This is a genomic window from Nitrosopumilus zosterae, assembly GCF_025998175.1.
Taxonomy (GTDB): domain Archaea; phylum Thermoproteota; class Nitrososphaeria; order Nitrososphaerales; family Nitrosopumilaceae; genus Nitrosopumilus; species Nitrosopumilus zosterae.
The window spans coordinates 1,143,735-1,168,727 of record NZ_AP026695.1; the positions used below are offsets into that span (position 1 = coordinate 1,143,735).

23 protein-coding genes and 1 tRNA gene are annotated in these 24,993 nt (G+C 33.8%); 11 read left to right on the forward strand and 13 right to left on the reverse strand.

The window, feature by feature from the left end; all coding sequences use genetic code 11:
• Positions 1-4: 4 nt before the first annotated feature.
• Positions 5-313 (reverse strand): stress response translation initiation inhibitor YciH, encoded by a 309-nt coding sequence (yciH, locus tag OO712_RS06960; RefSeq protein WP_109876122.1) that lies wholly within the window; start codon positions 311-313, stop codon positions 5-7.
• A 104-nt stretch (positions 314-417) separates the two neighbouring features.
• Here yciH and OO712_RS06965 point away from each other — a divergent pair, with 104 nt between their 5' ends.
• Genes OO712_RS06965 through OO712_RS06975 form a run of 3 tightly spaced genes read left to right on the forward strand, consistent with a single transcriptional unit; the run spans position 418 to position 2,708 of the window.
• On the forward strand, positions 418-747 hold the full coding sequence (locus OO712_RS06965) for an Sjogren's syndrome/scleroderma autoantigen 1 family protein (RefSeq protein WP_109876123.1): 330 nt from the start codon (positions 418-420) through the stop codon (positions 745-747).
• A gap of 34 nt (positions 748-781) precedes the next feature.
• Positions 782-952, forward strand: a complete 171-nt coding sequence (locus OO712_RS06970) for a preprotein translocase subunit Sec61beta (RefSeq protein WP_109876267.1) — start codon at positions 782-784, stop codon at positions 950-952.
• A gap of 7 nt (positions 953-959) precedes the next feature.
• On the forward strand, positions 960-2,708 hold the full coding sequence (locus OO712_RS06975; RefSeq protein WP_109876124.1) for a DUF2070 family protein: 1,749 nt from the start codon (positions 960-962) through the stop codon (positions 2,706-2,708).
• Here the strand turns inward: OO712_RS06975 and OO712_RS06980 are convergent.
• Positions 2,692-3,333 carry a hypothetical protein gene (locus OO712_RS06980; RefSeq protein WP_370684778.1) on the reverse strand — a complete coding sequence of 214 codons (642 nt, stop codon included), beginning with the start codon at positions 3,331-3,333 and terminating at the stop codon, positions 2,692-2,694. The genes OO712_RS06975 and OO712_RS06980 overlap by 17 nt on opposite strands.
• A 94-nt stretch (positions 3,334-3,427) precedes the next feature.
• On the opposite strand from OO712_RS06980, the gene OO712_RS06985 reads away from it, so the two are divergent.
• Positions 3,428-5,893: an ABC transporter substrate-binding protein gene (locus tag OO712_RS06985; protein WP_109876126.1), complete on the forward strand. Its 2,466-nt coding sequence runs from the start codon at positions 3,428-3,430 to the stop codon at positions 5,891-5,893.
• Here the strand turns inward: OO712_RS06985 and OO712_RS06990 are convergent.
• From OO712_RS06990 to OO712_RS07020, 7 genes are all read right to left on the reverse strand, one after another.
• Positions 5,878-6,369 carry a DUF367 family protein gene (locus OO712_RS06990; protein ID WP_109876127.1) on the reverse strand — a complete coding sequence of 164 codons (492 nt, stop codon included), beginning with the start codon at positions 6,367-6,369 and terminating at the stop codon, positions 5,878-5,880. The genes OO712_RS06985 and OO712_RS06990 overlap by 16 nt on opposite strands.
• 34 nt (positions 6,370-6,403) lie before the next feature.
• Positions 6,404-9,691: a lamin tail domain-containing protein gene (locus tag OO712_RS06995; RefSeq protein ID WP_109876128.1), complete on the reverse strand. Its 3,288-nt coding sequence runs from the start codon at positions 9,689-9,691 to the stop codon at positions 6,404-6,406.
• A 137-nt stretch (positions 9,692-9,828) separates the two neighbouring features.
• The gene (locus tag OO712_RS07000) at positions 9,829-10,074 is read right to left on the reverse strand and encodes a hypothetical protein (protein WP_160049186.1); all 246 of its coding nucleotides are present in this window, start codon (positions 10,072-10,074) and stop codon (positions 9,829-9,831) included.
• A gap of 137 nt (positions 10,075-10,211) precedes the next feature.
• Positions 10,212-10,288, reverse strand: a tRNA-Pro gene (locus OO712_RS07005).
• A 125-nt stretch (positions 10,289-10,413) separates the two neighbouring features.
• Positions 10,414-11,325 (reverse strand): DNRLRE domain-containing protein, encoded by a 912-nt coding sequence (locus OO712_RS07010; protein ID WP_109876129.1) that lies wholly within the window; start codon positions 11,323-11,325, stop codon positions 10,414-10,416.
• A 139-nt stretch (positions 11,326-11,464) separates the two neighbouring features.
• On the reverse strand, positions 11,465-13,933 hold the full coding sequence (locus tag OO712_RS07015; RefSeq protein ID WP_264953651.1) for a S8 family peptidase: 2,469 nt from the start codon (positions 13,931-13,933) through the stop codon (positions 11,465-11,467).
• Positions 13,934-14,023: 90 nt separating this feature from the next.
• Positions 14,024-15,547, reverse strand: coding sequence for a sensor histidine kinase (locus OO712_RS07020; protein ID WP_264953652.1), 1,524 nt, complete (start codon positions 15,545-15,547; stop codon positions 14,024-14,026).
• A gap of 199 nt (positions 15,548-15,746) precedes the next feature.
• Here OO712_RS07020 and OO712_RS07025 point away from each other — a divergent pair, with 199 nt between their 5' ends.
• The 3 genes from OO712_RS07025 to map all read left to right on the forward strand — a co-directional run bounded on the left by OO712_RS07025 (position 15,747) and on the right by map (position 19,119).
• Positions 15,747-16,961 (forward strand): response regulator, encoded by a 1,215-nt coding sequence (locus OO712_RS07025; RefSeq protein WP_109876131.1) that lies wholly within the window; start codon positions 15,747-15,749, stop codon positions 16,959-16,961.
• Between the two features lie 35 nt (positions 16,962-16,996).
• Positions 16,997-18,082: a hypothetical protein gene (locus tag OO712_RS07030; protein WP_146195967.1), complete on the forward strand. Its 1,086-nt coding sequence runs from the start codon at positions 16,997-16,999 to the stop codon at positions 18,080-18,082.
• Positions 18,083-18,222: 140 nt separating this feature from the next.
• Complete coding sequence (map, locus tag OO712_RS07035; RefSeq protein ID WP_109876133.1) at positions 18,223-19,119, forward strand: type II methionyl aminopeptidase; 897 nt, start codon at positions 18,223-18,225, stop codon at positions 19,117-19,119.
• A gap of 130 nt (positions 19,120-19,249) precedes the next feature.
• On the opposite strand, the gene OO712_RS07040 is transcribed toward map, so the two are convergent.
• On the reverse strand, positions 19,250-19,429 hold the full coding sequence (locus OO712_RS07040) for a hypothetical protein (protein WP_109876269.1): 180 nt from the start codon (positions 19,427-19,429) through the stop codon (positions 19,250-19,252).
• Positions 19,429-20,559 carry a DUF1512 domain-containing protein gene (locus tag OO712_RS07045; protein WP_109876134.1) on the reverse strand — a complete coding sequence of 377 codons (1,131 nt, stop codon included), beginning with the start codon at positions 20,557-20,559 and terminating at the stop codon, positions 19,429-19,431. The genes OO712_RS07040 and OO712_RS07045 overlap by 1 nt, the downstream gene beginning before the upstream one ends.
• A gap of 130 nt (positions 20,560-20,689) precedes the next feature.
• Between OO712_RS07045 and OO712_RS07050 the strand changes: the two genes are divergently transcribed.
• Positions 20,690-21,250 carry a TATA-box-binding protein gene (locus OO712_RS07050; protein ID WP_109876135.1) on the forward strand — a complete coding sequence of 187 codons (561 nt, stop codon included), beginning with the start codon at positions 20,690-20,692 and terminating at the stop codon, positions 21,248-21,250.
• A 164-nt stretch (positions 21,251-21,414) separates the two neighbouring features.
• Here OO712_RS07050 and OO712_RS07055 read toward each other — a convergent pair whose 3' ends face one another.
• Both OO712_RS07055 and OO712_RS07060 read right to left on the reverse strand, forming a co-directional pair.
• The gene (locus tag OO712_RS07055) at positions 21,415-21,744 is read right to left on the reverse strand and encodes a tRNA-binding protein (RefSeq protein WP_109876136.1); all 330 of its coding nucleotides are present in this window, start codon (positions 21,742-21,744) and stop codon (positions 21,415-21,417) included.
• 38 nt (positions 21,745-21,782) lie between these two features.
• Positions 21,783-21,980, reverse strand: a complete 198-nt coding sequence (locus OO712_RS07060) for a hypothetical protein (protein ID WP_225866804.1) — start codon at positions 21,978-21,980, stop codon at positions 21,783-21,785.
• A 52-nt stretch (positions 21,981-22,032) separates the two neighbouring features.
• Here OO712_RS07060 and OO712_RS07065 point away from each other — a divergent pair, with 52 nt between their 5' ends.
• The 3 genes from OO712_RS07065 to OO712_RS07075 are packed head-to-tail and all read left to right on the forward strand — an operon-like array spanning position 22,033 to position 24,962.
• On the forward strand, positions 22,033-22,569 hold the full coding sequence (locus OO712_RS07065; RefSeq protein ID WP_225866805.1) for a type II toxin-antitoxin system RatA family toxin: 537 nt from the start codon (positions 22,033-22,035) through the stop codon (positions 22,567-22,569).
• A gap of 4 nt (positions 22,570-22,573) precedes the next feature.
• Positions 22,574-23,782, forward strand: coding sequence for a glycosyltransferase family 2 protein (locus tag OO712_RS07070; protein WP_109876138.1), 1,209 nt, complete (start codon positions 22,574-22,576; stop codon positions 23,780-23,782).
• Positions 23,783-23,819: 37 nt separating this feature from the next.
• A complete protein-coding gene (locus OO712_RS07075; protein ID WP_109876139.1) occupies positions 23,820-24,962 on the forward strand; it encodes a S1C family serine protease in 1,143 nt (380 codons plus the stop codon).
• Positions 24,963-24,993 lie beyond the last annotated feature (31 nt).

Genomic DNA, 24,993 nt, shown 5'->3' on the forward strand with positions numbered 1-24,993 from the left:
GTATCTAATGTAATTCTATTGTATCTGCAGCAAATCCCAAATTAATCAAAGTGTCTTTGATAGTATCTCGATGATCACCTTGTAAGAAAATATATCCTTCTTTGGCAGTTCCACCACAAGCATATTTGTTTTTGAGTTCTTTGGCAACAGTTTCTAAATTATTTAATTTTGGATCTAACCCCTCAATCATCGTGCCTTTTTTCTTAAATCTTCTAGTTTCTAATCTAATTATAATTTTAGTGCTATCTTTGGCCAGTTCACCGCATGCACACAAATCTTCTGGTAGACCACAAGTATTACAAATTACTGCCATTCGTTCGAAATAAATTCAATTATACGCACTATTAAGCCTTGTTTGGTTAATTCTTACAAAATGAAAACAAGCGGATTTTTTAGACAGGGAATCAAAGATAAATTATGCCAGAAGATCTTACAAAAAAAGCTGCTGAAATGCTTCTAAACGGAGCAACATTACTTGGAGAGCCTTGTCCATATTGTTCAGGAGTCAGAGTTATGAAAGAAGGGCATGCATTATGCGTTAGTTGTGGACGTGAGCCAGAAAAAAAAGAGATCATGACAGAAGCTCCGCAACACCCAAAATCAAGATTAGAAGAAACTTTAGAAGAAAAGATAGAACTACTATCAAAAGAACTCGAAGAGGAAAAAAATCATGATAAACAACAAAGTATTCTAAAATCAATTAATTCAGTGCTAGAAACATTGGGAAAAATTAGAGAAAAACAATAAAGTATTTATGTAAAAATCCGTGACTCGAGGTATAATGAGTAGCAACAAGAAAAAATCAGCACCGCTTCCAGCATCAAGTGGTGGTCTCATGCGATTCTTCGAAGATGAGACAAAGGGATTCAAAATAGATCCAAAAATAGTAGTATCAGTTCCAATTGGCTTAATTGTAGTTTCATGGGCAATTGATCTTTTCCTAGCTTCGTGAAAAAACAATGGAACAAGATCCAGACGATGTTTCAAATATACACAGTAGATTCTCGCTTACTCTAGTTAATCCATCATCACATTATTTTTCATTAGTAGTATCACTAATAGTATCTTCAGTGATGGTTCTTGCAACATATTTTGGTTATTTGACCAATGTAAGTTTTGAACAAAATTGGTATAGACTACCACTTGTTTTAGGAGTTCTATTTATAACACAATTACTAGATACAAGATTTTCCAAGAAGAAAGAACTTTCAAAATCACTACATTCATCTCTTTTTGGAAATATGTTATGGACAGTTACAATTTTGATGGGAATACTATCAAGCATAGTATTATCAAAAGAAATAGAATTATTTTTCATAGTTTTCGGAGTGTTACTTTTTGCCAGTTTTAGAATAGGAATTTACACTACAACTCTTGGAGCAAGTCTCAAAAAAGCTTGGGCAATTTGTTTTATTCAACCATTAGCAATGTATTTGGTATTAATTCCGCAAGATATGTGGTTTTCAATACTTTCTGAACCTATAGGATTAGCATATGGAATATCATTTATGATAATAGCAAGCATATGGTCAGTTCTCACTGACAGAGCAGGAAGACCAGGAATGGAAAGTACACATAAAACAATTCAGGCATATCTTGCATCACAAGGAAACGATTTTGAGGATGCTGAAGAATTAATGGAACAGCGATCAAATGAAACTAAAGTTACTACATCACAGTTAAGACTATCATCGCCTAATGGAGAAACAGAATTTCGAATGGTATTGCCAGAAATTCATCCAGGACCATATCATCCAGTAGGTGGAAGCAATATTCCATACCTTATTTACAAAAATTTATCCTCATCAGCAATGGTGATGCACAGTATTTCAGATCACTCATTGAATCTACCATCAAGAAATGAAGTTGAAAATTATCTGAAAAAAATACAAGACAGTAAAATCAAAGAAGAGGGGCTACAGTGTACAGAACCAGTTACAGTACAAATAAACAAAGCCAGAGTAATAGGTTTACTTTTTGGAAATAATCCACTCTTGTTTTTGTCATTGTCGCCTCACGGTATGGAAGACATCCCTAGTTATATGAAAACAGAAATAGAACAATATGCAAAGAATCGAAATTATTCAAGAACAATGATTGTAGATTGTCATAATGCAATGGGGGAAGAGATTTCAAAAGAAGATGGTGAAGATATGTTAAAAGCTGCAAAATCTTGCCTGGACACTCTAATTACAAAAGAAAACTATCCAATAGAATTCGGTTATGCTAATTCAGATGATATGGATGTATGGACAGAGGATTTGGGAATGGGTGGCTTGGGAATTGTTTGCCTAGTAATAAACAACAAAAAATATTTTCTCGGGTGGGCAGATGCAAACAATATGGAAAATGGAGTAAGAGAGAAAATCATAGATAATTTTTCAAAATTAGATTATAATTTGTTAGAAATCTGCACGTCAGATACCCATTATGCTCCAGTAAAAGCTAGAAACAGAAATGGCTATTATCAATTGGGTTTGATTACAAGCGCAGATAAGCTTTCAAAGTGGTTTTTGGAAATTGCTAGAAATGCAGAATCAGATACAAAATCTGCAAAATTTGAAATTTTAGAAAATGAGGCAAGCGTGAAAGTCATGGGGCATGAAATATACGAAGATTATTCAAAAGCACTAGACAATTCGTTGAAAATCACGAAAGCATTTGTCATTGGCGGAGTGTTGTTTTTCATAACTAGTCTGTTTCTATAGTTTTCATTTGATCAATATTCCCATAAAATTCATCAATAAATGAAGTGAGTTGGAAGATTGGAACGATAGGAACATTTTCAATAAAATTAACCTTGTCTTGATATAATGTTACTATTACAGGCACTGCCATTCCACCAGGGGTTTTTTCAACATAGTGTTTTGTCCTCTCAATTTGTTTTTTAACTGCGGTTTTTAATGCAGATGAACTATATCGCTTCCAATGCTTGCAATCAATTAAAATTGCAATACCTAATCGAATACCAATTACATCAATTTCCATACGGGGTTTTGTAAGAATCATATTTTTAATCACTGCAAAATTTTTTGATGATAAAATTTCTCCAGTTAAACCCTCAAAATCTTTCCAATCAAGAGAAATTGAAATTTCATCAATAGGATAACCATTTTCAAGCAATGCAACTGCAATTTTTAATTTATCACCACCATCAAAATAATAATTATCATTTTGTTTTGTACCAATTCCATTTTTGACGAATTCTTCAAGAATTATTTCAGAATCAACAAAATTAATTTTTGTAACAGCAGAAAAATCCTCAACGGACACACCACCTTGAATAATTCCATTTAATCCAATTATCATCTTAGGATGAATTTTCAACTCCATTTTTTGGCTCATGGGTAGATATAGGTTTTAAGAATACTGTTAATTGTAAGTAATTATGATATAGATTTTATTACAAGCTTTGCAATGTAAGAATATGAAAAAATTGCTAGTAATTCTACTAGCTCTTTCAATTGCAACCTTGACGTACAATGAATCATTTGCAGAAAAAAATACGTTTTTTGATTCAGTTAAATTTATTCAATATATGGATGAAAACACAGCATTAGAGGAAGTAAGAAATGGAAATCTAGACATGTATTATTATAGAATTTCATCAGACAGATTAGAAAACCTTCAATCAAGAGAAGGGTTACAGGTTTTTGATTCTACAGGAGGATCATACAGTATTCTTGTAAACCCTGCAGAATCTGAAAAATTCAATCCTTTTTCAAATAGAGAAATCAGGTTTGCCCTAAATTATTTGGTAGACAGAAAATTAATCGTCAATGAATTGATGGGAGGGTATGGCTCACCCATCATTTCGTACTATAGCCCATCAGATCCAGAATATCTTACTATAATCAAACAACTAGAGTCATTTAATTTCAAATACAACCCCACATTAGCAGACGAGATAATCACTAGGGAATTAAACAAAAAAGGAGCAATTAAGATAGATGGAAAATGGGAATTTGCAAACACCCCAATAGAAACTACAATTTTCATCAGAAGTGATGATCCTGTAAGAAAATCTATTGGAGAGATATTATCAGGAGAACTAGAAAGAATGGGATTTACAGTCAAAAAAGATTTTGGAGATCTTAACAAAGCATTTGTTATAGTGTACGGTTCAAATCCTTCGGATTTGAAATGGAATTTATACACTGAGGGATGGGTGCGTTCTGCATTTGTAAAATATGATTCAGTAGGATTAGGTCAAATGTACTCTCCATGGTTTTCAAATATGCCGGGGTTTAATGACCCAACATATTGGAATTACAAGAACGAGAAATTAGATATGCTGACTCAGAAAATTTACACTGGAGATTTTGATTCATCAGAAAAAAGATCAGAGTTAATTCAAGAAGCTGTTGTTGAAGGAATTAATGAATCAGTTAGAGTTTTTTTGGCAAGTAAAATTGATCAATATGTTACAAATGAGAAAATTAACGGAGTAGTAAATGATTTTGGTGCAGGGATTCCAAGCAGATTCACACCAATTAATGCAAGAGGGGATGGTGAGGAGTTAGTTATTGGTGTCAAGCAAATCTATCAAGGGGCGTGGAATCCAATAATGGGATTAACTGATAGTTATAGTAGACAGATTTGGGGAATAATTTCAGATCCTGGAACATTCAAACACCCATTTACTGGCGAAACAATTCCAGTTAGAGCAGATTGGGAGATTGAAACCTCCGGGCCAGATGATAAAATAAAGATTCCTAATGAATCAATAATGTGGAATCCTGCATTGCAGAAATGGATGAACGTAGAACCAAACACGCTTGCAACAAGCAAAGTTACATTCGATTTTGAATTTAGTGACTGGCACAATGGACAAAAAATGGATATGAATGATATTTTGTACTCATTGTATTTTACAATAGAATGGGGAACACAGACGGATAAGAATGATAAAACTTTTGATACCGAATTTACACCAAGAGCTGCTCAAAGTATCCAGACAATCAAGGGGATAAATCCAATTGATGAAGACACAGTGGAAGTCTATGTAGATTATTGGCATTTTGATGAAGGAGAAATTGCAGAATGGTCATTGCTATGGAGTTCAATACCATGGGAAATTTCGGTTGCTATGGAAAAAGCAGTGATTGATGGTAAAGCATCATTTTCAAGATCTGGTGCAACTAGCAAAAATGTTAACTGGTTGTCATTAATTATTCCAAATGATGCAAACACCATTAAAAATTATTTACAAGAATTCAAAGATACAAACTATATCCCAGAATCTCTAAAAGAGAATAAAAGGAATTCAGAGTATTTTCAAAACAGATACGATGCATCAATTAAATGGATTGAAACTAATAATCATGCAGTAATTAGCAATGGACCATTTTATTTAAAATCATACTCTCCGGAATCAAGAACAATTACAGTTAAAGAATTCAAAGATGGTTCATATCCATTTAAAATTGGGAAATGGGAGCAGTTTGAAAAACCAAAATTTCCACAAATAAAGAAAATAGATATGAAAGATATTTTTCAAAGAGGAAACGAAATAAATTTCGTGGTTGAGACAGAAAATTCAGATGGAATACTTTACTTTTTAACAAACAGTGAAGGAGATATGATATCATCAAAGACATTCAAATTAGATAAAAACAGTATTTCTATTAACATACCTCCTGAAATTACAAATGAGTTGGGAATTGGATCAAACAACATCAAAATATTTGCAATTTCAAATTCGGTTTTAAAACCAGATTTTTATGAATCAAGTTTTATGATAACCAAAGATAAAGTAGAATTACCAAAAAGTGCAGATACAAATATTGATGTTTCAGAAAACAAGACAGATCTTTGGTATTGGATTATTCCATTAATATCAGTGATTGGAATCATAACCATCATAAAGAAAAGACATCATTCCAGACCATAATCTTTGAGAATCAATTGGATTTGTTGTTCATTTTCAAGTCGGGCGTATTCTTCAAAGAGGTTTTGGTTGAGTTCATAAAATGTATGCCCCCATTTGAATTTGTCAAGCAGTTCCAAACCTTGTTCCTTAAATCCGAGAATTATCAATGTTGCAGACAGAGCTTCAACGGTAGTGAGTTTATTTAGTTTTGAATAGTTAACGGGGTTTCCAGCAAGCAGAGGAGGGAGTTTTCTCTTTATACCGTTGAATTTTTTTGAGAAGGCATGTTCTGCAAGATTCCAAGAGCAATCAATGCCAACAATCGAATTAATCAAAAACTTATCTTTAGGAAGCAAAGTTTTTTCAGAAAAAGGATCCAGTACTAATCCTTTGGCCCCTATTTTTGTTATATTTTGAGCAAGTCCAAATTTCACCATTTTAGCAGCTGTGCATTTTTTAGGATCATCTTGATAAAACATCAAAACTTGTAACTTCATTTTGATTAATGGTAAAACGTAGAGTATTTTGAATTTACTCTAGTGTTTTGTATGTTATTTTGTAGTAGAATCGCGAAGCTTGATCATCTTTGATAATTTCCACATCCCAATTAGCGTCAGATAAGAATCCATCAGCAGATTCAGGCAAAATACTAAATTTTTCTAATCGTACATCAGGACCGCTATATCGTACATTTAGAACAGTTCCATCAACTTCCACCACATCATAGATTTGTCCAGGTTTTCGAGTAGATTCACTAACTAGACATTCAGTATCAGGACCAATTATACAAATTCCAGTACCAGTGGAAACTTTGATGTTAACACTTGATTCATCACCTCTAGTCGGAGTTATCAAAGAACCAGAAAAGACTCGAGGTGCAATAGTTACATCGTTAACAATTTTTTCGGAAGTAAAAACAGAAATCATATTTTCAGCAACTCTATTTTCTTTCTCAATTATTGTGTCTACTTTTGGAATTTTTGGTTTTTCAATTACATTGAATTTGATGGATTTTGCTTCAAAATCTGCATCAACCAATGCTTCGTATGAACCAATTGCAGAGGCATCTGAAGGGATTGTAAAGTGATAGGTAAAAGAGCCCGATGAACTAGGACGAATTGTAGTTACAGGTCCAGAATTTTTACCACAAATAAAAGATCCACATGTTATCTCGTTACCTGTTTTTTTAGCAACACTGACTTCAAACTTTTCTAGATAAATTAGCTTGTTTGGTTTTCCAGTAATAACTACAACATCTCCAGGATAATATTCAGATTTATCAGTAGATAGTAAAAGAGACAATGGAGCATCAATACCGAATGCAAAATCATTTACTACTGTAAATGTTGAACTGGCAATGGCATTTCCATAAAGGGCTTTTACTGTGTAACTTCCCTCGCGAAAAACGGTTGCGGGCAAGTCAAATAGGCTTGAAAAGTCACCGCCTTGTGTTGGGTAAACGGATGATTCATGGATTTGTTTATATGGAAAAGTGCCATCAAGAACTTTTATTAAGATTCGCTCAGGTACCACAAGGCCTTGATCACCCTGAACCCTTTTGATAATATTTCCAGTGACCTTTAGTTTTTCACCTGTTTTGTATAGGGATTTTTCAGTTGTTACAAAAACAGGAGTTTTTGACAGAGAGTCATTTTGAGGATCAGGTGAGACTTTGAAAAAGAGACTCTTACTTTCTGAAGATGTAGATATTTTGATTTTATATATTCCAAAATTGGATTTTGTTACATCTCTTTCTTTGACATCAGTTTTTAGATTTTGAGTTTTTTCAGCGATGGGAATTTTCCAGTCAAATGTGAATCGCTGTTCATGTACAGTTGCACCTAAATCAGTTCTAGTTCCATCAGGTCTGGTAATTGTTATAACTACAGAACGATCACCAGTTGGAGGAAGAATTCCTGTAAGATGTACTGTTTCACCTAATCCATATACTTCTTTATCAAGAGAAATGATAGCACCACTTTTCAAATCAAGGGAATTGGCAATTTCAAAACTATTAGTTGCCAATAGTCCCTCATATTGAGCTTTAACGACATATTTACCTTCAGAGAAAATCAGTTTGTTCAGATCAATAGTTACGGTAAAAATTCCTGATGATTCAGGAATGGCAGTAAAGTCATAATCAATTGAAACACCGCGGGTAGAAAGGTTCCCAGTATTGGCAGAACCAGTAATTTGTAACGGTTTTCCATCTTCTGTTAGAATTGTGACTTTAACAGGAGCAGTTTCGAAACTTGCTCTGGAAACGGTATTAGCTATCTGACCAGTGATAATGAGTTTTTTGTCGGCTCCAAAATCATATAGAGGTTTATCAGTAAAGACGGTAAGAGGAACGTTTGATTTAACATATGTTGAAGGATCTTTTACCACTTGGATGAATTTGGTTGCAGAACCAATATCTTTGTTGACATTTATAGAATAACCGCCTAATCGCGAATCACTTTGCGGAATTTTAAATGAATATTGGAATTTACTGTCTCCATCTAATCGTACTACATCAAGGATTTTTAATGTGGATCCACCACCGGTAGTACCTCCTAATGAAAGATTCTTTGTCTGAACAATTTCTAAATTAAATGAATCTACCCATTTATCATTTAACCTTCCAGTAATAGTAACAGTTTCTCCTAATCCATAAACTTCCTTGTCAGTCCAAAGAGAAATTAATTTATCTTCTTTTACATCTTTGATTACTTCAAAAGTCACTAATGCGGATTTGTCAAAATATTCAGCATATACCTCGTATGTACCATAGACTGGACTTACAGTTGTTAAGAATAAACTAGTTGAAAATTTATCCTTTGTCGGATACAAATTGCCACTTGAGACAACTTTGCCATGAGGATCTTTCACAGTTACTTTCATTCCTTCAAACGGAATGGTTTCTGAAGTAAGACCAGTTATTGAAACCAGTTGTCCTGGAATGTATTGAGATTTATCAGTAATTATACTAAGAGAAGAATCTCCTTTTGTTTTTTGTTCCGCCAATTCATAGCCAACTAAGAAATTAGTTTTTGCAGTTGAACCTGCATATGAAACTGATACTGTATATTCCCCTTCATTAATTCCCAGAACCTGATGTAAGTTTAGAGAAGTTTTGTAATTGAGATTTAAATCAGGATACAAAGTAAGAGATTGCGAATAATCAGGCCCAGAAATATTTACTTTGATTGGTTCCGATTGGAAAAAGGGTTTAACAATAAAAACTTCTTCAGATACGCTACCCTTTATTGTTGCAGTTTGACCAAACAGGTATGATGATTTATCAGTAGATAGAGTGACCGTAATTTCATCTGAATCTTGAGTCTCTACAAGCTTACCATTTGAAGAACCTGCAGTGGATGTTACAAATTTCCAATCATCAGAACTATCAGAGTCATAACCATCATAGATTCTCTGCCAAGATTTAAAATCATTTTGAATATCAGCAAGTAAGGGAGTTTTGTCAATCACAACCCCATTTTTATCTAGTAGTTCAACTGATTCATTTGAATCAGTAAACCAAACACTTTGATAAGAATAGGTCAAGAATTGTCCAGGTTGAATTATAGTTCCGCTAGGAATAGTCATAGTTTTTTTAAGAACAGTAGTTGATGCAACTTTCCAACCACTCAAGTCAACATTAGAATTAGTAGGATTGTAAAGTTCTACCCATTCAGATACAGATATCGCATCGTTTCCAGGAGGATTGATATCAACTTCATTTATCACCACATGCTCAGAATTTGTTTGAGCATATACGGGAACAACAAGTGCAACAAGTAAGAACAAAGATAATACTAAAAACAGATTGCTTTTCATGGTTTTCTCCTGATTTGATTGATTATAGCACTCTTTTTAGAATGAAATTGAGGAAAAGTTGAGCTTGTTGTTAAAGTCATATATCTTAAAAACACGAAAAATTTTACGATTTTTCTCTATTAAGGCATACGTAGGAATTATTCTTTAGAATAGTCACAATTCGGACATTTTTTATTAAAAATACGTGAACCGCATTCCAAACAAATGCCCTCCCCAACATCTTTTTGGATTGATTGCCTTTTTTTTCCCACATATACCTTGATTCCAAAATACATGACTATTACAATTAGAGCAGCATAAACTGGCGCCATAAATGGGATCAGGCCAATCATAAAAAGCAGGAATCCTGCAATTAGCAAAATGTCGCGTCTTTCAAATTTCAATAAAAATAACACCTAAAAGAATTCATAAAAATATGCCGGAGCTCAGAGCCATTAGTTTACTTCATATCAAAGTCAATTCTCTAACTCTTCCTCATTGCTCGGCAAGTAGATTAGTTATTAATTTGATAATAAGATAATGGTGGGATTGGAGTGATTTGAACACTCGATCTCTGCGTCCCAAACGCAGAATCATACCAAGCTAGACCACAATCCCAGTAAATCGTAAAAGTTGCCCAATTTAAGCTTGACAGATAAACGATTCGTAAGTAAAATTCCTCTATTAAATAAAATAGATATGAAGAATTTTTGAATAAAGAAAAATAAGAAAAAAGTTGGGTTTTATGTGAAAGTCAGTTCCAACTGAGGAATATTATCTTGTGTCTCTCGTGCCGCAATGTTGATTCTACCCGAAGAGTCTTCATCGCTTTTCATGATAATCCAGCCATAGTTTGGAGTACCATCAAGATATGCCAAGATATCTTCAGTAACATCAAACTCTATCCATTTGCCAGACATATCATTTGAGATAACTACTGTGTCAGCAACTGTGGCCTTAAAACTTCCACCATTCCAATTTTCACAGTTATCTTCAGAGGAGCAATTCCATGTAACACCTTTTTGGGTTCCAATGAAATTTCCAAATGGAGCATTAGAGCCAATTCCTTCTTGCCATGGTTCAGTTAAACTGCGAACAGTAACTGATTGTCCCTCTTGCCATTGGCCATCATTATCCACTACAAAGATTTTCAGTTTTGCAGAATCCAATGTTTTATCACCTAGTGCAGTTCCCAATTGTATTTCATCAAAACCAATGAGTGCACGATTGGTAGTAGGACCAGTGCCCATTATTCGTAGAACTTTATTGGAACCTTCATTTGATGTTTGTAATCCTTCTCTAACAAAACTATCTTTTGAAGAGAAAAGGATTGCAGAATTTTCGGTGAATTGAATGTCAGAAACAGAAGTTTTTACAGCTCTAAATGCCGAGAAGCTATCAGTATTTGTTCCAATCATTTGTGAATCAAATCCTTGGTTCTGTTGAATAAATAGACCAGTTGGAAATGATGCAGAGGATGGATCAAAGCATAATCCGGTATTGCAAAGCATTTCGTAGTTTTTATCAGAAAGTAGAGATGATGTAAATCCGTCACCTAACATAAAAAAAGTCATGCCAGAAAAGGCTACACCAGCAATTACCATCACACTTAGAAGTTTAATTCCAGAATGTTCAGTTGTCGTTAATGTTGTCATTACTATATCATATCAGATCGTGTTAGTATAGACTTGTTTGTAATCAGATTACACACATTTCAGAGGACATAAAACCATTCTAAAAATTACAAGTTATGAAATAATTATATTTCAATTAAAATTAATTGTGAAGTTCTAACTAGTTTATAATAAACGCTGCATCAATTGAGCCAAATCCATACTCATTGGGATTGTTTCCGTGTGAATTTGGAATTGCGTTTCGCTCGATGTTATGTAATAGTTGTTCAGGGGACAAGTCAGGATTTGCATCAATCATTAGTGCTGCAATGCCTGCAACATGAGGAGTAGTGGCTGATGTTCCATAAAACAAGTTACCACCATACGCAATTGTAGTTACACCGTTTGGTCCCACCACACTTGGAACTAATAGTCCATTATTTGTAGGCCCATGGGAACTAAATGATTCCAAGGTTCCATCAACATTATTTACTGCACCAACTACAATTACACCTTTGGCATCAGATGGAACCACAACACTTCCTGAAGATATAGGGTATTCAATGCTGTTATTCACTGAGAATAATTCCAAGGAAGAATGAGTTGGTACATCTGAAAGAGATTTAAATTCACCTACGGATGATATTCCTATGGCATATATTCCTGCCATTTTTGGCATAAAGAAGATACTTTCAATTTTTTGAGAGTCTTTGGTTTGGGTGTTTGCAGAATAGTCTACAATTTGTCCTAATGGATCAACTAGTACCAGATCAAAGTCAGATGAATCTCCAAGTCCATCATTCCAGTTTAGATAGAGCATGATTGGTACGTGGTCATTAAGTTGAGACTCAGATACTGTAATTGAGAGGCCCTCATCATCTTCTGCAAATTCGTGCCATGTATTAAGATCACCATCAGAGAATGTTCCTTCCCAGTGTTTTTCTGCAAAGTTACCAGATGGCACAATTACTGTAATTCCATGAGATATTGCTTCTTCGACTTTCTTAGTAATATGACTAGAACCGTCAGTTGGGAGATTAGGCCATCCTGCAGCCATTGCAATTACATCCACATTATTTGCAATAGCCTCATCAATTGCACGACCAAACTCTACATCAGTATTCATCTCATAGAGATGTAACTCAGCGTTTGGTGCAACATCAGAAATAATTTCGGCTACTGCGGTTCCGTGACTAGTAGTTTCTCCTTGGGCTATAGTTTGAGAAATCATAGAGTTCTCAAAGGAGTTTCTAAAGGATTTAAAATCTACTATTTTATCGGAAATTTTTGGATTATCGGTATCAAATATCATATCAAGTACTGCAACTTGGACATCTTTTCCAGTAATTCCTGAATTGTGTACAATGTCGGCATTAATAGTGAACACACCCTCTGAAATTGGATAAGTGTAATCGGATTTTGTAACGGAATCGGACGTATCGCTGCTTAATTGAACAAGGTTTGCATATTTTACATCACCTATTGTTTTGACAACAATATCAGAGTTGAGGAAGGGGGATTTTACTGTCTCAAATGAATCTCTAGTGAAATCAGATAGGTTGGTGGTTGCTCTAGTCTTTGTAACATCCATCATAGAGTTTATTCTTGGGATATTTTGTATATCAGTGGTAATTTGGACTAAATTGTCTCCTTGTATTTCAATATCAGATAGACTTTGAATTTTCTCAATAGTTTCAGGATCTGTATTTGATAATTCTAAAACAATTCTTGTTTTGCCGTTTTGTGAATCAATTCCAAATTTCCATGCATCTTCATCAGGATTTTCACTTTGGAGTAGTTTTCGTACTTGCTTGTCTGTTTTCTTTACCAACAATCCAGGAGTCTTTTCATTCTGTATTTCAGAAGATACTTCTTTGACTTTATCTTCGATGTTATCTGCCTCTATGGTCAATCCAGGATTTGCATCCAAAATCTTTTCAAAATATTCTAATTTTACTTTTTGAGTATCTTTGATTAGTTGTAATTCAATTTTTGCAAGTTCTGCGCGGTATTTGGCATCAGGGGATTTTCCTTTGTATTGCTTATCAAGATCCTTTGTAGCCATCATTGATATGACTTTATTTACTAGATGTCCTTTTTGAGATTCCTTTTGAGCATCACTGACTTTGTGTTCAGTTTTGTCTAATGAGGGATCTGATTGAAATGATTCTTCAATAATTTCATCTACTGCTTGAATGATTGCATCTTCAATTAATTTATCATTGCCAAATGTGTTTGCAGTGAGTTTTTCTGCCTTTTCAATTGCGTCATCTACTGCCTTTTGAGCTTGCTTTTCTGCCTTTTCAATTGCCTTTTGTGCTTTGTCAGCTGCCTTCTGTTCATTGGAATTATTGTTGCCGTTTCCACCGCCATTGCCGTTTCCACCGCCATTGCCGTTTCCACCGCCATTGCCGTTTCCACCGCCATTGCCGTTTCCACCGCCATTGCCGTTTCCACCGCCATTGCCGTTTCCACCGCCATTGCCGTTTCCACCGCCATTGCCGTTTCCACCGCCATTGCCGTTTCCACCGCCATTGCCGTTTCCAGGATCTGCAAATACAGGAGTCGAACCTGCAAAACTCCATGTTAAGAGTAGAATTGACAAAGATAAGAATAGAATTCTAGAACGTGTACTAGGTTGAGTCTTCAATGTAGATATTATAAGAATAGAATAGATAATGAACTTCTGTCTGTAATGCCATTACAAACATTTTCGGGAATTCCAGAATAAGCTAAGACATTACTTAGTTGCGATGTGCCCTTCCTTTAGTTTTGCATACTCTTTTTTTATTGGAATTTGATGATTTCGAGAATTTTTTGGTAATAAGATAGAGAATGTGGTAGGATTGTTCCTTACAGAGATTTTACCTTCATGTGCCTCCACAATACTCTGACAACTAGATAATCCCAGACCAGTACCAGTTTGTTTGGTAGTAAATAGTGGTTCGAATATTTTATCAATTTCACCCTCAGGAATTCCCTTTCCGGAATCTTCAATTTCAATCAACACATCATCATCATTTTCAACAATTCTAAATGCTATTTGGCCATCATTATTTATTGCATAACATGCGTTATTAATCAAATTAGTGAAAATAATTTCAAGTTTATACGGATCACATAAAATTACAGCATCATTTTCTGGAAGAATAATTTTTACGCCATAAGGAATTTTTATATTTTTTATTGTTGATTTGAGAATGCTCAAGAGGGATTGTTTTTCACGTTTTAATTCAGTGACATTAACAAAATCTAAAACATCATCTGTTTGATGAGTTATTCTTTCAACAGCTCTTCCTATTCTTTCGAAATTTTTAATCATGCCGTCATCAAGAGTATTTTTCGTTTTAATTTCAATAATTTCAAAACTATTTTTGATTACTGATAGCGGGTTTCGGATATCATGTGCAAAACGAGTTGCCAAACTGCCAATAGAGGACAATCGCTCTTTCTCAACTATTTTCTTATGTAATTCTGCAAGATCTTTTGACATTATGTTGACATCTTTACCTAGTTCCGAAATCTCATCATTTCCTTTTACAGGATACATGACGTAATCCCCTTTCGCAATAGAATGTGTAACTTGTCGAATTTTATTTAGAGGGTTAGATATGGATCTTAAAATTAAAAATCGAATTATTAATGCAGTCAAGACAAACATGTTTAATGCGACCACAATGCTCCAAGTTACTTCAGACACAAGAGAGTCAATGTATATTTGTCTTTGATCAATGTTTCCTGAAGTTAATGTAATAGCACGATCGATTTCGGCATTCATTGCATCAAATGAAGAATCAAAATCTTTGTTCAAATTTAGAATCGTAATTCCCGAAATACCGGATGTTTTTGTTTGAATCATTTTGTTTGAAACAAATAACATTTCATTCCATTTTTCTGCCAATTCTTCAGTATGATTAATTTCATCAGGATAATTTTTTGACATAATATTAGAATATTTTGAAAATGCATCATTAAACAGAGATTTTGCTTGCTCAATCCTATAGAAATTAATTTCAAGTATCTCTTCTAATTCACGATACTCATTCTCTTGTACATTTCTAGTCTCGTCTTCAATCAACACAATTTCCATAGTGATAGCAGACAATTGAGTTGATGCATAACGCATGTTCTTTAAAGTGTCCAATATAGGAAGGGTTTCACTATTAATGCTTGAAAATGTATCTTGTAGCTGTTTTGTATTCATTATAGAAACAAAGGAGATCATGCCAACAAGTGCAAACAAAACTATAATTTCTAGTACCAATTTGGTCCTAATCTTCATGAGATTAATGCCTGATTTTAAAAACTAAAGAGTAGCTTGTCAAAAGTAAGCTATCATCACAGAATAACTTCATCACAGATATCATATTTCTAGTCACCATTTTTTGGAAATGTACATAAATTGTTTGTAAATATTGTAAACACATCTAATGATATAGCAAAAAAGATGTAAAATTCATCATATGCAAGTTCAAGATATCTCCCTAGAAGAGGAACTTAATCAAAAAGAAGAGCGGGATGAAATATCAATTCTTCGCGATTTTGGATTAGAGGAAGATGAAGCACAGACATATGTGGGATTAGCTCAATTAGGCTCAGTCAAAGCAAGTGAGATTAGTGCATTTACAAAAATCGATAGGGTGAGAACCTATAAAATTTTAGAGAATTTAAAAAATTTAGGATTTGCAACGTCCACACTATCATCACCTATCAAATTTTCAGCTAATGATCCAGAAATGATTCTCAAGGATATTATTTTAAAACAAAAACAAAAAGTAGAACATTTGGAAAAAAACAGTTCGCAGTTCTTAAAAATTTTATCACGTCTGAAACTACATGAACCACAAATTGGATTACCAAAATTAACCATTGTTTCTAATAGAAACAACATATATGATCAGATGACAAAAATAATTGAAGAGACAAAAGACAGATTGTACATCGTAGTGACACTTTCAGATATAATTCGAATGTATTACACTTCAATTCCAGAGGCAATAAAAAAAGCAACTAAACAAAATACAAAAATCAAATTGATGACAGGTCCGGAATTATCAACAAAATTAGAATACATTCAAAGATTGGGAATAAATAAATTTAGAATTGTCACTCTTCCCTCACCAGGACGATTACTATGTAGTAAAGCCCAGGTATTAATGTCAGGAAATACATCATCGCAAGTAAATAAAAATACCAATGAAGAATCAGTAATGGTCACAAATTCAAATGATATAATCAAAAACATGCAAAGTTTGTGTGAATTTCTATGGGAATCAGGTGAGGATGTTTCTATAGAAGACAATAGCAAAAAAGAAAAGAAACATGAAAAAGAATCAACAATACTTGTAGTAGATGATGATCCAGATGCAGTAAATATTTTTGCAGATTATTTGGAAATTAAGGGAGTATCCACTGTAGAAACATGCACCGATGGAAAAAAAGCAATAGAGGCATTTAAGAAAATACGTCCAGACGCAGTATTTTTAGATATCATGATGCCTGATTTTGATGGATTTTATGTTCTAGAACAAATTCGCAAGATAGATCCCAAAGCCAAAATAATCATGGTTACAGCAGATAAATCCTCGGCCACAAATAAAAAACTACACAAAGTAAAACCAACAGATGTAATCTACAAACCATATGACATAGAACAAATAACAAGATGTTTGAAATGAAGAATCAAAAAATTCTTATCTCATCTTTAGTAGTCATGTTACTTTTTACGTTAGTTATTACTCCAATACATGGACAAACAACTGGTGAAGGTTTTTCTTGGCAGGTAATTTATCTTTCAGACAAAACAGGATGTAATGTGTCTGAAGATCGTAAAGTTAAAGATATTTCTGGAATTATTGACAAATATTTTTCAATGTATAAAATCAACAACCAGAGATTTGGAACTACATGTTTGTACTCGGGAGAATATTTTGAAAACTCATTTTCAGACAATGTTGATTTGAATATTCTAGTTTTTGATGAAAGAATCGGACAAAAATTATTTCAAAAATATGGATATAATGGATTATACGCACATTTTGGTTCAGACAGAATGAATAACCATGTAATCATGATCACCATTCCACCACAATTTAGTTCTGCGTACGATAATGTTGAATTTCCTTGGTCATTATCTGAAAAATTATCCCAATTCATTTTATCGTATTATGGATACAATTCAGAGTCAATAACAAGAATGTTGGATTTTAAATCAGATTATGATGCATGTGTTAAGAGAGTTGTAGCAGATGAATGTGATAAAATGATTTCAATAATTCGTTCAGATATTTCAGGAGAAGGTTATTCGGTGTTGTCTCCGGTAAAAGAAATAGTTAATCAGAAATCATTAAAATACTTACCAGATGATCTATATTCTTCACAAGTAGTAAAAGACATACTACGGAATATCACTAATTGGTGGATAAAAGGAGTAATCGATGATCAAATGTATTTAGAGTTAGTTCAACAAATTGTGGATGTGCCAATAAAAAACAACAATGAAATTAAAACTACTCAATTATTGATTTCAAATGGATTTGTAATTGTGAGTGAGGAAAAAAACAACTCAATTAAACAAAAGGATGACAAAATAAAAATTATTCAGGAAGATGATGAATTTTATACAGTTCTTAATTATGTGCCATTTGATGCAAATAAAATGGAATTGGAACCAGAAACTTCAGAAATTCCAATTTGGTTTAAAAATCGTGCATTAATTTGGCAAGATGGAAAACTTGTGGATAAAATATTTTTTGATGGATTAACAGCACTAATACAAAACGGCTTTATTGAAAATTAATTTTGAGATATACCAAACAATCAGAAAACAAATCTGTTCATTAAAATGGATCATTTTTTTAAAACCTTGTTCTCATGTTGGTTTCCATATAGATATGTGATCAAGATAATCATTTTAAAGGCAATCCAATGAGCAAAAATGTGCAACTAGAAGATTATCTCAAAGCAGGAAAAATTGCAGCAGAAGTAAGAGAGAAGGTCAGGATAAAAGACTGGATTGGAAAATCAGTGTATGAAATTTGTGAAGAAGTTGAAGGAGAGATCAAAAAAAGAGGAGCAAAATGTGCATTTCCAGTAAATGCCAGTATTAATGAAATTGCAGCTCATTACACAGCAGAACCAAATGATCCAATAACAATCAAAGATACAGATATGGTAAAAATTGATCTTGGTGCTCAAATTAACGGATACATTGCAGATACAGCAGTAACTGTTTGCTATGATGCACAGTTTGACGGGCTAGTGCAAGCTGCAGAGGAAGCATTAGGTAATGCGATGTCCATGATAAAAGCAGGAGTAAAAGCAAGTGATATTGGACGAACTATTGAGACTACAATAAAACAAAGAGGCTACAAGCCAATAGCTAATCTCAGTGGTCATTCTTTAGAGCAGTACACAATACATGCAGGAAAATCCATTCCAAATATTTGGTCAATTGGAGGATTTTCACTTTCAGAAAATTCGGCATATGCTTGTGAGCCATTTGTAACAACTGAACAAGGAGGAGGATTCGTCAGGAATGGACAAATAAAAAATATTTTTGCCATTAATTCACGAAAGAAAACGAAAGACGCAGAGGCAGATAGACTACTTGATTTTATCTGGAAGAATTTTAACATGCTACCATTTGCATTGAGATGGATAACGAAAGAATGGGAAGAAAAGCAAGCAAGAGAATTACTGAATGTTTTGATTAAAAAGAAAGCAGTTCAAGCATATCCAATTCTGATCGAAGTAAATGAGCAACGAGTTGCTCAAGCAGAACACACATTCATCCCATTAGAAGACGGCGTCACAGTAACAACAAGAGCTCTATGAACATATAAAAAATGAGTGAAGAAGTAAGACCATGTCCCAAATGTGGCAGATTTTTGTTTAAAGAACAAGGAGAGACAACAACGTGGTTTTGTCCGTCTTGTAATTTAAAATTCAGAACTGAATAACGGAATTATTGCTCCAGAGTTTCACCAAAAATTTTCTCAATTAAACACATTTCACCACACGAATCACATTTTGAACACTCAGCAAATAAGACATCACCATCAGAGAACTTCCTTTTTCTTTGCATTCCACAATTTGAGCATTTTTCAACAGTATAGTCCAAAGTGATTTTTTTCTTTGAGAACATCATTGCGGTACACCAACAGTATTTCCCACACCAATTATGACTATAGATTGTCCCTCCATAGTATTTTCTTGAATCATTTCATGAACTTGTGAGCACACATCATCTGCTTTGTATGCAATGTCTTTGGTCATAAGTGTAATTGCCTCTTTAACTGATTGCTTGACAACTATAGAAAATATAGGAATGTTTTTGGATGTAGCGATTGCTTCAATTTCAAATTTTTCGATTCCCATTCCACCAATTGCAGCCCCAAATCCTTGTGCCACGGATGCAGAATCTTCACCCTCCATTTTTAATGCAGCATCTATCATAATAATTGCATCAATTTTATTTTCAGAAATGATTTTTTCCAAACCGTCAGCAGGTCTTCCAACTGTAGAACCAGGACCTTCAGCCTTTAAGAGAAATAATTTCCTTCCATTAAATTCAGATTTTGCTAGAACAGTTTGAAATGCAACTGTCTCTTTTTGATGTTTTAACATCATCATTCCAACAACCATCGGACCAATTCCATCACCCACAGGTTGTCCTTTTTTAAATACGGGAATTGCTTCTTTCATGGCCTCAGATTGTTCCATTATAAAAGGAAGAATCATCTGCAAAGGCAAAATTAATGGATAGTTGTTTTGTTTTTTTGCAGTAAGATACATGTGATTAATAACTTTGTAAATCATTTGTAATGAAGATGCAATTTCAAGTAAAGTTTGAACTCGAGTCAATTCAATATCATTCATCTGAGGAGAAATCGACCTTACATGTTCCCTAGTGTAATCTTCTCTAGACCTTACAATATGTCGTACTTTGTCTACAATTCCATTAGGATCCATATCAACAGGCATAATTGTAAAATAATCAATGAAGCGGTCAATTTTTGTAGTTGGATCATCTACAGGCTTCAAGGTTATCTTTACATAATTAATTAATTCATCTCTAGATTCTTTTCTAAAACCATCAAGTTTAGCAATTCCTTTTTTGATTTCACCTGATGTGACATAGAGTTGAATGCGTTGGCCATAAAACACAAAAAAGAAAATAGGTAGAATCCAAATTAACATCATGAGAGGGTTTGTGTCATCACCCATTGCAAAAATCTGATCAAAATCAAAACTTGTAAAATTCACTAAACTCATCGATCTTCAAATCTAAATTAAATGATTCGTCCTATGACCAAAAGACATACCAAAATCAGAAAAAAATGGGTGTAGAGGCAAAAAAATTGGCGAGTGCTTTTATTATAGTTCAAATACAAAAAACCTGAATATGCCACAAACAAAACCAATTGTAAGCGTGGAAAACGTTGTAGCCTCAGCTTCTGTAGACCAGAAGATGGACTTGAATGAGATCACTAAAACATTTCCAGATGTAGAATATCACCCTGATCAATTTCCAGGACTAGTTTTTAGATTAAAGACACCAAAGACGGCTACATTGATTTTCACTTCAGGCAAAATGGTATGTACTGGTTCCAAATCTGAAGAGATGGCGAGAAAGGCAGTAAAGACAGTTGTGCAAAAACTTCGAAAAGGCGGAATTAAAGTAAAAAAAGATGCAACTGTACAAATTCAAAATATTGTAGCATCTATTAATCTAGGTGGAAAAATTCATTTGGAGCAAGCAGCAAGAACATTGCCTAGAAGCATGTACGAACCTGAGCAATTTCCAGGACTTATTCACAGAATGTTAGATCCAAAGACAGTGATTTTGTTATTTTCATCAGGAAAGCTTGTCTGCACAGGAGCTAAACAAGAACCAGACGTTTACAGATCAGTTAACAACTTGCACGCATTACTAGAAGAAAAAAACCTAATGATTTATGATTAATCATAAATCAAATCTATTTTCATTAATTTCTATAATTTACTTATAAGTATAATTGTCATCATACAAATTTTGAAACAAGAAGATATGATGCTGAAAAAGTGTCTTAAAGGGCATATTTTAAAAATACAGATGAAAGAAACGAAACAGACTAGATTTTAAAAAAATTATTTTATAGAACTGCCAAGAGGAACATCTTCATTTACTGTTAGCCAAAAGGGTTTATCATCAACATCAGCTGCCAATAACATTGCATTTGATTCAACACCTGCCATTTTTTTTGGTTCTAGATTTGCAATGACAATCACAGTTTTTCCAACAAGATCTTCAGGTTGATAATATTGTGCCCCACCAATTATCACATCCCGTTTATCATCATTTCCCAAATCAATTAAACCTTTGATAATTTTTGATTTACCTTCAATAGGTTCTGTTGCAAGAATTTTTGCAACTCTAATGTCTAGCTTTGCAAAGTCGTCATATGACACATTGGACATATCACTCACTTATTCTTCCTGTTAAAATAAATTCGCATTTACTGTAGATCTTTTTTATTGATTCCACTAGTTTCAATTTCATATCTTAATGCAGCAGGAAGATCCATGTACTTTTTGTTAACCATTTCAATTATTTGATCTTCGGGGACATTAACTTTTTTTAATAATTTTCCACGTTGATGAGCATAAGCATTTTTCCAAAAACCAGCACCGTCCAACGTTTCAATTTTTGGCATGTATTTTGTGGGTTTCATATTTTTTCAAATTTTAAGTGACTGTGACGGAAGAATGGCAAACGCCATTGGAACTGGAGTTACTGTTCCGGATTTTAGGCATGTTGCCCATCACAGTCTATTTGCAATGCAGTTGGAATCTAATATATTTAATGCGGAAGAATTGACTTTGCACATGGCTACAATTGAGGTAGAAGTTGAAATTAATTCCACAGTAGACAAAGTTTGGGAGATAGTATCAGATATTGACAATGAACCCAGATTTTGGAAGGGAACAAAAGGAGTCAAAAATCTATCAAAGGAAGGGAACATAATCAAAAGAGAGATTACCATTGCATTTAGAGATCAAAAATGCCTGCAAGAAGTAAAACTAGAACCTAAAAATAGAATTGAAGCCAAGTTCACTAAAGGAATCATTAATGGCGAAAAAATTGTACTCATCATTCCAAATGGAGAGAATACCATACTAAAAACAATCTGGGACATAAAATTAACTGGAATGATGGGGATGTTTACAGGTATGATTAAAAACCACATCAAAAGTGGAACCGAACAAGCCATGCGCAGTATCAAAGAAGAAATCGAGAGATAGTTTTATGGAGTTAATATTAGATATTTTCAATTACACTTTAACTGCAATTTTAATTGGGATTTGTGGAGCATGGGTTTTTCTAATTAAATCAATGGTAGATTCGTTTAGGTTTACACCATATCTAGATAAATTTGAAAATACATCAAAAACCAATCCCAAAGTATCAGTGATTCTTCCAGCAAGAAATGAAGAAGAATTTATCAGTAAATGTTTAGACTCGTTAATTGATCAAGATTATAAAAATTATGAAATCATAGTAATTGACGATTCATCAGAAGACAACACACAAAAAATTATTTACAAATATGCAGAAAAACATTCCAAAGTAATTCCAATAATTGCAAGACCCAAACCAGATGGTTGGATGGGGAAAAATTGGGCATGTATGGAGGGATATAAGAAAGCAAGTGGAGAACTATTATTATTTACCGATGCAGATACAAAACATTCCCAAAATGTAATATCGCTTGCTGTAGGACACTTAGTTTCATTTAATTTAGATGCGTTATCTGCAATTCCCAAAATGATGACATTTGATTTTTGGACAAAGGTCACATTGCCAATGATTTCAACATTTTTACACAGTAGATTTTCTGCATTAAATGTCAACAATCCTGCCAAAAAAACAGGCTATTTTTTTGGTAGTTTTTTTATTTTGAAAAAAAAGACATATGAAAATGTAGGAATGCACGAAGGAGTAAAACATGAGATTATTGAAGACGGGGCATTAGGAAAAAAAGTCAAAGAGGCAGGACATAAAATGAAAATGGTGAGAGGAGATCATCTAATTGACGCAGTTTGGGCAAGAGACAAAAGCACATTGTGGAATGCACTAAAAAGATTAATGATTCCACTATACCTTCAAAATGCAAAAATCGCTATAGGAATTTTTTTTGCGGTGGCATTTTTGTTATTTGTACCATTTCCAATATTTGCAGTATCATTGTCTATTCCTATAGAGGAGATATCTTCAAAAATACTTTGTATTTCAGCTGCGGCGGCATCATCACTGATCTATATAGGAGCAATTATTGAGACAAAAATGGGACTACATCTCAGATTAATTCATGCATTATTTGCACCACTCGGCAGTTTAGTGGTGGTTTTAGGATTTCTAAGTGGCTTACTGCAAGCAAAGAGAAACGAATCAGTGATGTGGAGAGGGAGGAGTTATTCCATGAAAGACCACACTCAAAATTCTATCAGCGTATAGTAATCCTTTTAGATAGAAAACAGAAAACCAAGAACCTATGGACAAATCAGGAATAATTGTAGGTGCTTCGGTGGGGGCAGCAATTGTTCTAGTATTATTTGCCGTGTTATTCATTTCATCACCAGAATCAATAAAGCCTGAAATCATAGTTAGTAATGGCCATTCATCAAGTACAGTGGGCGAAGTAACTTCTATTTATTCAAAAAAATTATCATTAATTGAAATTTTTGAAAAATCAGAACCAGGAGTTGTACGAGTTAACGTTCAAAGAAGTGAAACTGCTGATATTGCAAATGGCGTAGGATCAGGATTTGTTTTTGACAAAATAGGACACATAATTACAAATGCGCATGTTGTAAAGGATGCAAACAAAGTAACTATAACATTTCTTGATGGAAGATCATACAATGCAGAAATTATAGGATCAGACGAGTTTACAGATATTGCAGTAGTTAAAGTTAATGCAGATTTAGAACTTTTACATCCGTTGTCACTTGGAGATTCATCAAATCTCAAAGTAGGAGAACAAATAGCTGCAATTGGAAATCCATTTGGATTGTCAGGATCTATGACATCAGGAATTGTAAGTCAATTAGGACGATTACTTCCATCAGGTAACGGATATTCAATTCCAGATGTCATTCAGACAGACGCAGCAATTAACCCAGGAAATTCTGGTGGACCATTGATAAATATGCACGGAGGGATTGTCGGAATAAACACTGCCATCCAATCAGCCACAGGTGAATTTACAGGAGTAGGGTTTGCAATACCATCACAGACGGTCGCAAAAATTGTACCCATCCTAATAGAAAAAGGAGAATACAAGCATCCATGGATAGGGATTTCAGGCAGAGATATTGATCCAGATTTGGCCAAAGTTTTAGAATTAAAAGATGCAGTTGGATTTTTAGTTGTCACAGTAGTAGAAGATAGTCCTGCATCAAAAGCAGGATTGATTGGTTCGGATAAAACAATCGAGACAGATGGAATAAGTTATGCAGTTGGAGGAGATATAATTTTAGCAGTAGATGGAAAAGAAGTTAGAAAAATTGACGATATTTTGATTCATCTTCAGCGAGCAAAAACTATCGGAGATGAAATGGTTTTAGATATTTTGAGAGATGGAAGAACAACAAATGTCACAGTGATTCTAGAACAAAGACCCAATGGAAATTAAAATAACACAAGCATAAATACTTCTAATCAAG

Bases quoted from the DNA above. Each gene is read 5' to 3' on its own strand.
- yciH (WP_109876122.1), bottom strand. From the start codon at position 313: ATGGCAGTAATTTGTAATACTTGTGGTCTACCAGAAGATTTGTGTGCA.
- OO712_RS06965 (WP_109876123.1), top strand. From the start codon at position 418: ATGCCAGAAGATCTTACAAAAAAAGCTGCTGAAATGCTTCTAAACGGA.
- OO712_RS06970 (WP_109876267.1), top strand. From the start codon at position 782: ATGAGTAGCAACAAGAAAAAATCAGCACCGCTTCCAGCATCAAGTGGT.
- OO712_RS06975 (WP_109876124.1), top strand. From the start codon at position 960: ATGGAACAAGATCCAGACGATGTTTCAAATATACACAGTAGATTCTCG.
- OO712_RS06980 (WP_370684778.1), bottom strand. From the start codon at position 3,333: ATGGAGTTGAAAATTCATCCTAAGATGATAATTGGATTAAATGGAATT.
- OO712_RS06985 (WP_109876126.1), top strand. From the start codon at position 3,428: ATGAAAAAATTGCTAGTAATTCTACTAGCTCTTTCAATTGCAACCTTG.
- OO712_RS06990 (WP_109876127.1), bottom strand. From the start codon at position 6,369: ATGAAGTTACAAGTTTTGATGTTTTATCAAGATGATCCTAAAAAATGC.
- OO712_RS06995 (WP_109876128.1), bottom strand. From the start codon at position 9,691: ATGAAAAGCAATCTGTTTTTAGTATTATCTTTGTTCTTACTTGTTGCA.
- OO712_RS07010 (WP_109876129.1), bottom strand. From the start codon at position 11,325: ATGACAACATTAACGACAACTGAACATTCTGGAATTAAACTTCTAAGT.
- OO712_RS07025 (WP_109876131.1), top strand. From the start codon at position 15,747: ATGCAAGTTCAAGATATCTCCCTAGAAGAGGAACTTAATCAAAAAGAA.
- OO712_RS07030 (WP_146195967.1), top strand. From the start codon at position 16,997: ATGTTACTTTTTACGTTAGTTATTACTCCAATACATGGACAAACAACT.
- OO712_RS07040 (WP_109876269.1), bottom strand. From the start codon at position 19,429: ATGTTCTCAAAGAAAAAAATCACTTTGGACTATACTGTTGAAAAATGC.
- OO712_RS07045 (WP_109876134.1), bottom strand. From the start codon at position 20,559: ATGAGTTTAGTGAATTTTACAAGTTTTGATTTTGATCAGATTTTTGCA.
- OO712_RS07050 (WP_109876135.1), top strand. From the start codon at position 20,690: ATGCCACAAACAAAACCAATTGTAAGCGTGGAAAACGTTGTAGCCTCA.
- OO712_RS07055 (WP_109876136.1), bottom strand. From the start codon at position 21,744: ATGTCCAATGTGTCATATGACGACTTTGCAAAGCTAGACATTAGAGTT.
- OO712_RS07060 (WP_225866804.1), bottom strand. From the start codon at position 21,980: ATGCCAAAAATTGAAACGTTGGACGGTGCTGGTTTTTGGAAAAATGCT.
- OO712_RS07065 (WP_225866805.1), top strand. From the start codon at position 22,033: ATGGCAAACGCCATTGGAACTGGAGTTACTGTTCCGGATTTTAGGCAT.
- OO712_RS07070 (WP_109876138.1), top strand. From the start codon at position 22,574: ATGGAGTTAATATTAGATATTTTCAATTACACTTTAACTGCAATTTTA.
- OO712_RS07075 (WP_109876139.1), top strand. From the start codon at position 23,820: ATGGACAAATCAGGAATAATTGTAGGTGCTTCGGTGGGGGCAGCAATT.